The organism is Wolbachia endosymbiont of Ctenocephalides felis wCfeJ, from assembly GCF_012277315.1.
Taxonomy (GTDB): domain Bacteria; phylum Pseudomonadota; class Alphaproteobacteria; order Rickettsiales; family Anaplasmataceae; genus Wolbachia.
In genome coordinates this window covers 942,955-955,014 of record NZ_CP051157.1, presented here as the reverse complement: position 1 = coordinate 955,014, position 12,060 = coordinate 942,955, and the positions used below count along the sequence as shown (strand labels likewise).

The following is a 12,060-nucleotide window of genomic DNA, read 5'->3' as shown; positions in this document are numbered from 1 at the left end:
TGACATCCTTTGATCAAAATAAAAAAATCTCTTATTTTCGATTTTACGTAAAAATGAAAATAAGGCTTAGTAGCTAACACTAGGATCCATTCTTTTTTTCACTGGATTCCAGCGTCACGCGCTGGAATGACATCCTTTGATCAAAATAAAAAAACCTCTTATTTTCGATTCTGTATAAAAATGAAAATAAGCCTTTACCTTATTTGCATAGATGAAAATAACACCTCTTATTTTCGATTTTGCGTAAAAATGAAAATAAGGCTTAGTAGCTAACACTGGGACCACTTTTTTTACTGGATTCCAGCGTCACGCGCTGGAATGACATGGTTGTGGATGTCATCCGAGTAGTCTAATGATGTCACCTGAGTAGCCATCTACGATGTCATCCCAGTGCCCCGACACTGGGATCCACTCTTTCCACAATAATTAATGTTGTGTTTTCAATTAAAATTATCTACTTTCTATATCCACAAAATTAGTTTGCTTGCTCACAAGCAAACTTTCCTAGATTCCAGTGTCAAGCACTGGAATGACAGGGTTGTGGATGCTACCCGAGTAGTTCCCCTTCTTGTCATCCAAGTAGCAGACACTGGGACCATTTTTTCACTGGATTCCAGCGTCACGTGCTGGAATGGAACCCGCAAATTACCTGCTAATTGCAATGTTTGTACATCTGTACACGTAACGCTGGAATCTAATTTACACATTTAGATTTAACACTAAACTGGGCTGCTACTAACTTTGCAATTGGTACTCTATAGGGTGAGCATGAGACATAATCAATCCCTGATTTGATGAAAAACTCTATAGATTTTGGATCTGCTCCGTGCTCTCCACATATACCAAGCTTTATTTCTTTTCGGGTTTTCCTGCCTCTTTCAATAGCTATCTTGACTAACTCCCCTACCCCTTCGGTGTCCAGCACCTCAAATGGATCATTTTTGAATATGTTGTTTTTCTTATAAGAATCGAGAAAGTTAACCGAATCATCCCTTGAAAGCCCCATGGTTGTTTGCGTTAAATCATTGGTACCAAAACTAAAAAATTCTGCATATTTTGCTAATTTATCAGCAATCAATGCTGCTCGTGGCAGTTCTATCATCGTTCCGATTGAATAAGCCTTACCTGATGTCATTCCAGCGATGACAGAGGATTCTTTCTTTATTAACTCGCATATCAGTACAAATTCTTTCTCATCCATAATAAGAGGAATCATAATTTCAGGCTTAATTTCTGCCTTTTTTTCTTTTCTTAGCTCATCCGCAGCGCTGAGTATTGCTCTAATTTGCATGCTATATATTTCAGGGTGAGAAATGGCAAGCCTGCAGCCTCGGTGACCAAGCATTGGATTTTTTTCTGATAACTGTGCTATTTTATTTTTTACCAATTCAACTGGCTTATTCAATGATTGAGCGATTTTTTCTATGGTGGACTGATTGTCTGGTAGAAACTCATGCAGAGGGGGATCAAGCAAACGTATGGTGACCTCCCTGCCCTCCATGAGAGAAAATATTTCTTTGAAGTCAGACTTTTGCATTTCCTCCAATTTGCTCAGTGCATTCGCTCTTTCAATTTCGTCGTCAGCTATTATCAACTTTTGAATAAACTCAATCCTGTCACTAGCAAAAAACATATGCTCCGTGCGACATAAACCTATTCCTTCCGCGCTAAACTCTTTAGCGATCTTTGCATCTTTCGGAGTATCAGCATTTGCTCTTACTTTGATCGTTTTAATTTCATCTATCCACTTAATTATTGCTTTGAATTCTTGCGATAACTCAGGCGAAATCGTAGGAAGAATGCCAAGCATCACCTCTCCTGTTCCTCCGTTGATAGTAATTGGCTCACCTTTATTTACTTTTGTATCTCCTACAGAAAAGAAATTTTCATCTTTGTCGATATATAGTCCACTTACACTGCAAATGCATGGCTTGCCCATTCCACGGGTTACAACAGCAGCATGTGAAGTCATTCCTCCCCGTGCTGTTATTATGCCACTTGCAGCATTCATTCCATTAATATCCTCAGGGCTTGTCTCTGATCTCACTAAGATTACTTTTTTACCCTGCTCTGCAGCTTTTTCTGCATCACTTGCACTGAACACTACATGCCCTGAAGCAACACCTGGAGAAGCCGGCAGGCCCTTTCCTACTACTTCTTGATCACTTTTCACATCAAGAACCGGATGCAATAAAATATCAAAAGTTTTGGGGTCAAGCCTTAGTATCCCTTCTTCTTTTGTAATTATTCCTTCGTTTACCATATCAACTACTATACGAACGGCAGCTTCAGCCGTGCGTTTGCCAGACCTAGTTTGCAAAATCCACAACTTGCCATTCTGCACAGTAAACTCGACATCCTGCATATCTTTGTAGTGTACTTCGAGTTTCTTACATACATCGCACAACTCTTTGTATACGCTTGGCATCAGTTTTTCCATGGTACTCTCCTTCTCCCCATTAACTGGCATAGGGGTATAAACGCCAGAGACCACATCTTCACCTTGAGCATTGATTAGAAATTCACCAAAAAGCTTTTTTTCTCCAATTGAAGGATTACGTGTAAATATCACACCTGTTGCAGAATTATTATTGAGATTGCCAAAAACCATCGCTTGTACATTTACTGCAGTTCCAAGATCTTCAGAAATACTATGTATTTTTCTATAGGAAACAGCTCTGTCATTCTGCCAAGAAGAAAAGACTGCATTTACTGAGCTGAGCAGCTGCTCTTCAACGCTCTGCGGAAAATGTTTTGCAGTTTTTTTGTACACTATCTTTTTGAAATCGTCAACGATCTTTCTTAAGACATCAACATCGAGATCAGCTAAACTTTTTGCTCCACCTTTTTGCTGTTCATTATCGATAACGTCTTGAAATAGGTGATGGTCAAGCTGCAGTACAACACTTGAATACATCATGATGAAACGGCAGTAGCTATCATAGGCAAAACGTTCTCCACTTTTTTTTGCAAGCCCGACAACAGTTGCATCGTTTAAGCCAACATTTAGGATTGTATCGAGCATACCCGGCATCGAACTTACACTGCCAGAGCGTATGGAAACCAGTAAAGGGTTACCTGAATCTCCGAATTTGCAACCGATATCACTTTCGAGCATCGCCATGTATTTTTTGATTTCGTTACGTAGATTATCAGACAATCTGTTGTCTTGCTTACAGGCAGAGGTTGAGATTGTGAAACCAGGTGGAACGGGAATACCAACGTTGCACATTTCCGCTAAGTTTGCGCCTTTTCCTCCTAGCAGATTTTTCATTGCTGCATTGCCTTCACACTTGCTTTGGCTAAAGTAATATATTAACTTTTCTCCCATTGTTTTCTCCGTATTTTCACTCGCAAACATATTATACATATGATTCCAATAAAATTGTCAGGGTTTGAAATTCCAGGGTAATAAATTTTGCAAAATTTGGCAACAACGTTCCTTTGAATAGTGAAAAAGTTAAACGACAAATTATTGAATTATTGTCAATAAGAATGTATAATGTAAGGGTGTTTTAAAGGTTTTTTATGGCTTTTTCTAAGTTTCTTGATGCACGAAACGATTACGCTTTCAAAAGGATATTTGGTACTGAGAGAAATAAAGATATTCTCATTCATTTTCTCAACGATATTTTAGGCTTTACTGGCTTGGCTGCTATTCAGGATGTTGAATTCTTAGCTACCGTTTTGGACCCTGAAATTGCCGCTAAAAAGCAGAGTATTGTCGATGTTCTTTGTAAAGATTCCCTAGGCTCCAGATACATAATAGAGATGCAGTTCACTAAGACCAAAGGTTTCGAAAAGCGCGCTCAATATTATGCTGCTAAAGCCTATTCAAGTCAAGCTGGCCAGGGAGATGAATATCATAACCTCAAGGAAATTATCTTCATAGCTGTTGCTGATTGTATTATTTTTCCAAATAAGGCTGAGTATAAATCAAATCATACTATTCGGGATGAGAATACCAATGAACATGACTTAAAGGACTTCTATTTCGTATTCATAGAACTACCGAAATTCACAAAAACAAAAGAAGATCAATTGGAAAATATAGTTGAAAAATGGTGTTATTTTTTTCGATATGCAGCAGAAACAAGAGAAGAGGACCTGGATAAAATAGCAGGCAACGATATAGTAATAAAACGAGCTTATGAAGAGATGAACCAGCTTAACTGGTCGGAAGAAGAATTGCTAGCATATGAACAAATGAAAAAACGCATAATGGATGAAGTAGCTGCTTTTGCCCAAAAATTTGATGAAGGTGTTAAGGTTGGGGAAGAAAGGGGTAGACAAGAAGGTATCCAAATCGGTCATCAAAAAGGTATTGCGGAAGGCAAGGCAGAGGGCGAAAAACAGGCTAAAATCACTGTGGCTAAAAATCTACTTAAAGCTGGCGCATCTGTTGACTTAATAGCAGATTCTACCGGTCTTTCTGTCAATGAGATCAAAAAATTAATAGAGACGATTCAAGTTGAGGCGGCAGATTTTTAATATTAAATAATAAAGCTAAATCAATATCTTATCTTGGATTATTTAACCTTTGGTTCAAGTTTGAATTCTTATCTTGGGATGCATTGATGTCATTCAACACTTTAAGTGGTTCACCTAGACTATGTTCCACTTTTGTCTCAAAATTAAAGCCCAATTTTTCGCAAAATTTCTGAAAATGTTCAACGATAACGTCCAGCAAATTCTTACCACTTACTTTGTAATTTTTTAGCTCCTTAGGAATAGTAAGAGATACCTTACCCTCTTCATATTTCACATTTTCACCTTCACATTTTAGTTTAAACTCTACTGAAGTATGTAGATTGCATACTAAATTCTGGTTATTATCATATATACCATCACTTGCATTAAAACTGAATTTCAGACAATTTGAGTCATCACAATCCATACAAATCTTTTCTTTGTAGGAAGGGACTAGAGGCTTGAAGGAGTACATGCGTAATTCAAAAGGACGAAGTAGATCCTGGAAAGAAACAGAACTCATATGCCCAGACCTGTTAAATAAGTTATCAATTCCTCCATAATGGAGTTATTAGGAATTTTTGCACCAGCACGCCAAAACATTTCTGTAAAAGCTGCTTTAAGAAATAAACGATAATTCTCTTTTCCTTTTTCATCTTTTAAAATTAGATTCTTATGTTTTGGATACAGATTGTTAACGTAGTCACTAGTTACTACCTTTCCATTAATAACAAAATCACGGGCAAATTCATATTCGCCATTAAAATTCATATCTAGGTACGTTCTATCACCAGAACCAAGTGTCTCTTTTGCAGGCCTTAGGTTGGTGTATTCGCTTTTCTTCACTTGAGTTTTCAACTCGTTAACTATTTTCTTTGACATTATAAACCCCCACTACAGTATTTATATTTACTATAGCATGAATTTATTAAATTTTAATTACTGGAGAAATTTATCACTTTTTCTTTCTTGTTATCCAATGAATCGCCATAGGTTATTGCTCGAAAAAAAACACTAAGTCGCCATTATGTTGCCTTTCGAAATTAAGCACTACATAGTAGTGCTTAATTTTTATTTATTTTTGCTTCCGCTTGGAGAAATATTTTTCTACCTCGCATATGCATATATAGCCAGGAGATTTACGGCATACATGCTCACTTGTTGATTGCTTCTTTTGTTGGCTTGCACTTGCATTTTCAGCAACTTTTCTCTTTTCACCACTGTGTTCCCCATTATCTTTATTACCTTTTTTATTATGAGATTCACCTGATACAACATGCATAGTGTTACCTACAGTAAAAATAATATGCTATAATCAGTTTTATATTATGTAAAGAACATTTTGATATATATGCTAAAAAGTTTTTCAAGAGTCCACTGTAAATCATTTTATTTCAACCACAACTTCTCTACCATCATCTGGTCTATTTTTACCTTGTCTAGCTTGTTATCCACCTGTTCATGGTATAGCTTCTCCCCTTTAGTCCAAGATAAATCACTTCTTCCTACAATCTCAATAGGATCATAGTTGCCATTATTACAACTAAACAAGAATAATTTACATGCGCTTATTGGTCTCTTATTTCTTATGATCTTAGCTTCAACTCCACTTAATATGCTTGTTTGAGCCAAATTGAGAACGCTTATAGATTGTCCAACAAGGTTAAAGAGTTCGATATCGTATAGCTTCGGTATCCCCTCACTCTCAAGCTGGGAACTATATTGAAATATATCATAATAATAACTAAAACATTTACCTGATAAGCACCTTTTGAAGTATGCTTTCACTTCATTCAAGATCTTTTTGTGACTCAGTATTTCACTTTTATATCTGTAGAAAATCTCAACTATTACACCTGAACTGTTTATCACAATGCAATCATTGTTAAAAAAAAGCCGAATGATTTTTTATATTTATTATAATCACTATCTATCATATTTGCTACACTAAGGCATGTACGTTTTTCTTTTTTATTAAGAGATCTGAGTGTAATACTTCCTAACAATATTTTTTCAGGAACTGTTACGTCTTTTCCTATATGGTTGGTAATGGCGTTTAAAGAATCAAAGTCTATATATATTCCACCTTCGTGTTCTGTAAATTGCTTTAAAAGGGCAAGAGCAATTAATCTAAAAGTATCTATTTCAATGGCAAAGTATGTTCTTTGTTCATCTGTCATATTATACATATTTTCAAAGAAATTCTTAATACTGATATCTTTGCCATCCATCTTCCATCCTTTATCTATTTTACTCCAGTCGTATTGGTGTAAATCTACAACATACACTCCTTCAATTTTTTCTAGTTCGCTTTTTAAACCATTTATTTGACTCTGTCTGAACCCTGGGCCATTGATAACCAAATATATCTCCCTATCCTCTTTATTTTTTAATTTATGATTTTTGATTATATCTAAATAATTAAGAGAACTATTTTTACCATCCGGTAGAGATGCACCATGTACTCTCGGTACCCATGTAAGTATTATTGGTGCAGTATCTGGTAATTTTCTTGTGTCACCGATCATTGTTCTACCTCGGCACATTAATATACCTAATACTATAATCAAACGATAGCAATGTACAAATAAAATTTTAATAGCCTACAGGAGCTCAAACATTCCCGCTTTCGTATTATCCAATGAATCGCCATAAGTAACTGCTTTGAGGTGAAATTTTTTCCCTCTTGGTACTTCAAAAGATATTATTGAATCATCAAGTAGAGCAAATTTTTCACCTGCGGTGTGCTCATATTCTTTGGTGCCCTCTTGCCCTCTAATTAGGTTATTAAGCTTATATTTATTTTTGTCTTTGACACTTTGGAATTTAATTATCTCTTTGCCAATTAATGCTAAATTCGAGTGTGAAATTGCAGACAGTTTACCAAAGCGTAATACTACTACAATTTCTTCATTGGTGGATTCCACTACATATCCGTAAGTGGACTGTTTGTTTGTGTTTGCAATAGGTTTATAATCTTTATTATCATACGAAATAAAAAGCGTTGCACCCTTCCAATTCTCTTCCTCACCAGCTAAAGTAAAGCTTACAATATTGCCTTTAACATGCCGTAAATCAATCATTTCTATGATGGTTTTGCTGATGTGAGAAGGAGAGTATTCTTTAAGCATAAGTGATCTTGTTGAAGGAAAAGAAAGTTTATATATAGAGCAGTCATAACCAACACCACTTACTTGAATAGACATGCTTGCAAATTTTGTTTTTATAATTCTTATCGTATGCTTTTTCTCGCCATCTGAAATTGTTATGACATCGCTTGGTGCAAGCCACGCATATTTTATCGGCAGCTTAAAATTGTATATATTTCTCTCTTGCCATGAAGAATAAAGTAAGACTTCAGCTATATTCTGCGCTTCTCCTTCCTCCATAATGAGCGGTATTTCAATTGTTGCAGCAGTACCTTGTTTCGGCAGTTCAGCATATTTCACATCAATTGGATAGCCAAAGTTGCGGTTAAAATAGACAACATTGATTTTACTGTTTAAATCTAGCTGACTAACATTAACAAGTTGTATCAGTCTTGAACTGTGATTGAACACAACCTCACCCACTGGTATTTCAGTTGTAGCTTCCCTGCCCTTTTGGACAAATTTCAGTTTAGAGTTTTGCTCAACCACATCAAAAAAATAGCAACTTTGCAGCATTTGAATAGCTGAGCGTATTGGGTGTTGATCGTTTATTACATATCCAGATAACAGCCCTTTAACGTCACTTGTATCAAACTGATCACTTTTTAAACCCGCCTTCTGCAATAGGTCAGACAAAACATCGGAAATATTAAGTTGTGGAATCTTTCCCTGAATCCAGTGTCCTGTTTGCCAGTTACGGCAGTCAGCCCATATATTACATAAATTAGGAAAATAAGGAAATGGTCTTGCATCCCATGCCCAGAGGAACATTTTTTCCACCATTTCTGAATTTTGCCATTTTTTCAGTGTTCCTTCGATTGCAATTTTCTGCGAAAGAAAGCTCACCTCTCCGTTTGAATATCGCGGATATTTACTCTCTATACTGCCTTTATCAACAAATACATTTGGCTCATTAGTACAACCGTTCATGCTGGGAAATCCATACTCAGTAAACCATATTTTTTTCATTTTCGGTTGCCATTTTGTTTTACTACCATCTGGATTTACATGAGCTGCGCTCCACCATTTTTCTATGTTTTTCCAGGCATATTTGCTGCCATTATATTTTACTTTTTCAGGATTACTCTTTGAGTAATCATAGAAATAGTCATACCCAACTCCGCTGCTCCAACCATCGATTACATCCTCTACAGAATAGCCAAAAGGAGGTTCTGGGCCATCAGTTAGCGGAAAATAAGCATCTATGCCAACAACATCGATGTACTGCGAAGACCACAGTTTATCCATGTTATACCAACCATCATATGAGTGATATTCGCTCCAATCGGCAGCGTAAGTTACGTTTACTTCTTTTCCGAGCTGAAGTTTTATTCGCTTTGCAAGCTCAGCTAGCTCTATAACTGCAGGATAGTTATCTTTTGCATCTTTTACTCTGGTTAGCTGTGCAAATTCAGATCCGATGATAAACCCTTCCACTTCAGTCTGTTTTGCAATGCTCGCGTAATGTTCTATGAATTTGTTATACTGATCCTTAAAAAAATTACTTATATCTTCAGGAGTCCCGCTCAATTTTCCTCGCCACTCTTTATTTTTTGTATCGAGCAAGGGCATCGGATAGAGCATTACCTTATAACCTCTGCTGTGCAACTCTTCTATGTATCTGATTAACGCTGAATCACTAACTGTACCACCATATCTTGGGTTTCCATCAGCATCTTTTGAAATTAGCTGAGCATTGTCTCTAGTTATGTTTCCTACTTGCCAATCATTAGGCACAATTGCGGAATCATCTTGAAACTCAACTGCAGGATATACTTTACAATCTTTAATATTTAAACTGCTTGCAAACCAGTTAACTACTACTGACACCCACTCAACATTTGGCAAACCTTCTTTTAGTTGATCCAAGGAAAGCATAGCATCGCTTTCTTTAGTGTGATTGTTGTGGTTTACCCTTTGTGCCAGTCCATATGGGATATATTGGCTACTGCTTATTCTTTCTTGCGCAGTTTTCTTCTGTATTTTTGTATCATACACAAACTCCCCTGAACCTGGTATAATATTGATATTCCGAATATTTTCTGCTATTGAAAATCCACTGGACTTCAGCGTAGTTTGCACTTCAAATGTAAACACTGGAACGCGATTGTTATAGTCCACTAGAGGAAAATTCTTGATAACTATATAGGATATTCCTCTGTAGGCTGGCACATTTCCTTCGCCTTCGATTGATGACATAAGTGGATCAGGGTTTTGGTCCTCTGTACCACTATAAAAAGTATAATCTATTTCATCAAAACTAAGCGACGTTGTATCTGCCCAGATTCTATTTAATTTTTTCACTTCCCCTTTGTTATCTAAGTGAAGAAGGTCGCCCTTCCTCACTCGACTTCAGAACCGTACTTGAGACTTTCACCTCATACGGCTCCTCTATAATTTGGTGCTTGTCATGCATACTTTTGTGTAATTCATCATGACAATGTCCATGCAACAAGGATAAATTTCTGTTCATATTATTGCGCCTATTACGGTCTTTATGATGTATCTCTAGAATATCCTCATTCTTAAACCAAAGTTGGCAATGACTACATTTACCTTGTTGCAATTTCAGTAATTTTATTACTCTTGGTCGCTTACCTGGAATTTTCTTTAGACGATTACCCCAATAAACCCAATCCCCATCATACGGAGATTTAGTTCCTTTCACTTTGACATGCCGTTTAATAGTATAATCTCCGTGCTTAGTAAGGTATATTTTGTTACTTGTCATAAACCTCCAATTATCGTTTTTATACTTTTTAAAGTATTTTCTTTTAATCCAGCTTCGTCCTTTGTTTTGGTGTCTAACAACTGCCCATTTCCAAAGCTTTCTAAACATTACACTACCCATCAAATTAAAGGTCTTATTCGAAACTACCGATAAGTAGTATTGGCTCCATCCTCTGATGATAGGATTGAGTTCTTTAATTACTACCTCTTGCATTGCTCCTCTTAATCCTCTAAGCTTGCGTTTAATAGTAATATTGTGCTGTTTTATAGATTCACGACTCGGTTTGATAAATAATTTGTAACCTTTCTTACTATTTCTTGTTCGATAATGTCTTATTGAAAAACCAAGAAAATTAAATCCTGGCTTTTCTCCACTTAGAGTGTGGGAAATCCTTGTTTTTGAGGGTTTTAATTCTAATCCGATGGTTTTTAGCCATTCTTCGATTAGTATTTTTGCCTTAAGGATGATTTCCTCACTCTCATGCATGACAACAAAATCATCAGCGTAAAAAATTATACTGAGAGTTTGCTGTGCCCGTTGATGCGATGTTGTACCAAATTTTTTCTTTCTATATAGAAAAAGTTCACTCTTTAATGCTTCTTTAATATATTGTTCCAGACCATGTAGTGCTATACAAGCTAATAATGGAGAAATAGTCCCTCCTTGAATCGTACCACTTCTAGTTGGTTGGAGAGTTCTGTTTTCTACTACACCTGCTTTCAACCATCCTTTTATAATGCTTCTTAAAGTTGGTGTGGTATTGAGTTTTTCAAGCAACGCATAGTGTTTTATATTGTCGAAACATCCAGAAATATCAGCATCTAAACAATATGCTGTTTTCTGTTTGAGTGCACTGAATATGGCTTCAATAGCATCATGGCATGACCTACCAGGTCTAAAACCATATGTGTTCTGCTCAAATTTTGCTTCCCACTCCGGTTCTATCACCATTTTAACAAGTGTTTGTTTTGCTCGATCTGATATTGTGGGAATACCAAGTGAGCGATGCTCCGATGGCCTGCCAGGTTTTGGGATCAAGACCCGTCTTGATGGTTTTGCTTTTTCTCTTATGTCTAAAGAATTTGCTAATAACAATCTTTCTTTTTTACTAAGATTGGACTTTCCATCGACACCTGCAGTCTTTTTCCCTCTGTTGTCCTGAGTTACCTTTCTAACAGCGAGTATTTTTGCACTTGTTGATTTGAGTAATAACCTCTGAAGATTATGCATCTTTTTGATATCATTACATTGTGAAGCTCGATAAATTCGTTTTTGTAGCTTGAATGAAGATTTCTCCAGCTTACGCCAAGGAATTTCATTCCATTCATACCTAACTTTTGTTGGTCCATAACATATACACTACTACTCACAACTTTACCTTCCAAATTACAGTGTTTACGTCTGCATATCCCAAATATTACTTTGGGCTTTAGCTTCTTAAACAATCCTTCCACATAAATGCTTGCGGCTGGCTACCTACTTATATCCGGATGAATATAAGAGCATTTATATGGTTACCCCGTTCCATGATTTTGTTTCCCGTTAGACTTAGATCCCTACTATTTACCGGAAGCTGAGAACACCTATAATTAAGGATCGGTACCCTTAATTCCTCTTTGCTTCATACCTTTTGGTCAATGCGTAATCAACCTTATTTCGCATATTAATCGTCACGATAATTCAAACATAGGTTCTTCTCATAATCATATC

At 36.4% G+C, this 12,060-nt stretch carries 11 protein-coding genes; 1 reads left to right on the top strand and 10 read right to left on the bottom strand.

Annotated features, from left to right (window positions below):
• Nucleotides 1–114: 114 nt before the first annotated feature.
• The 3 genes from HF196_RS04575 to ppdK all read right to left on the bottom strand — a co-directional run bounded on the left by HF196_RS04575 (nt 115) and on the right by ppdK (nt 3,331).
• Nucleotides 115–276, bottom strand: coding sequence for a hypothetical protein (locus tag HF196_RS04575; protein ID WP_168456011.1), 162 nt, complete (start codon nt 274–276; stop codon nt 115–117).
• Between the two features lie 212 nt (nt 277–488).
• On the bottom strand, nt 489–707 hold the full coding sequence (locus HF196_RS04570) for a hypothetical protein (RefSeq protein ID WP_168456010.1): 219 nt from the start codon (nt 705–707) through the stop codon (nt 489–491).
• The gene (ppdK, locus tag HF196_RS04565; protein ID WP_174855515.1) at nt 695–3,331 is read right to left on the bottom strand and encodes a pyruvate, phosphate dikinase; all 2,637 of its coding nucleotides are present in this window, start codon (nt 3,329–3,331) and stop codon (nt 695–697) included. The genes HF196_RS04570 and ppdK overlap by 13 nt, the downstream gene beginning before the upstream one ends.
• Nucleotides 3,332–3,528: 197 nt before the next feature.
• Between ppdK and HF196_RS04560 the strand changes: the two genes are divergently transcribed.
• Nucleotides 3,529–4,491, top strand: coding sequence for an Rpn family recombination-promoting nuclease/putative transposase (locus HF196_RS04560; protein WP_168456008.1), 963 nt, complete (start codon nt 3,529–3,531; stop codon nt 4,489–4,491).
• A gap of 28 nt (nt 4,492–4,519) precedes the next feature.
• Here the strand turns inward: HF196_RS04560 and HF196_RS06115 are convergent, their stop codons facing one another.
• The 7 genes from HF196_RS06115 to ltrA form a co-directional block, all read right to left on the bottom strand.
• Entirely contained in the window at nt 4,520–4,897 is a 378-nt protein-coding gene (locus tag HF196_RS06115; protein WP_369799935.1) for a hypothetical protein, read from the bottom strand.
• 92 nt (nt 4,898–4,989) lie between these two features.
• Entirely contained in the window at nt 4,990–5,352 is a 363-nt protein-coding gene (locus HF196_RS06110) for a hypothetical protein (protein ID WP_369799934.1), read from the bottom strand.
• Between the two features lie 193 nt (nt 5,353–5,545).
• Nucleotides 5,546–5,752, bottom strand: coding sequence for a hypothetical protein (locus tag HF196_RS04550; RefSeq protein ID WP_168456007.1), 207 nt, complete (start codon nt 5,750–5,752; stop codon nt 5,546–5,548).
• Nucleotides 5,753–5,859: 107 nt separating this feature from the next.
• Nucleotides 5,860–6,342, bottom strand: a complete 483-nt coding sequence (locus tag HF196_RS05930) for a hypothetical protein (RefSeq protein WP_246198536.1) — start codon at nt 6,340–6,342, stop codon at nt 5,860–5,862.
• A complete protein-coding gene (locus tag HF196_RS05925; RefSeq protein ID WP_246198534.1) occupies nt 6,339–6,998 on the bottom strand; it encodes a hypothetical protein in 660 nt (219 codons plus the stop codon). The genes HF196_RS05930 and HF196_RS05925 overlap by 4 nt, the downstream gene beginning before the upstream one ends.
• Nucleotides 6,999–7,073: 75 nt before the next feature.
• Complete coding sequence (locus HF196_RS04540; RefSeq protein ID WP_246198532.1) at nt 7,074–9,965, bottom strand: glycoside hydrolase/phage tail family protein; 2,892 nt, start codon at nt 9,963–9,965, stop codon at nt 7,074–7,076.
• Entirely contained in the window at nt 9,934–11,664 is a 1,731-nt protein-coding gene (gene ltrA, locus HF196_RS04535; protein WP_256359389.1) for a group II intron reverse transcriptase/maturase, read from the bottom strand. The genes HF196_RS04540 and ltrA overlap by 32 nt, the downstream gene beginning before the upstream one ends.
• Nucleotides 11,665–12,060: the final 396 nt, after the last annotated feature.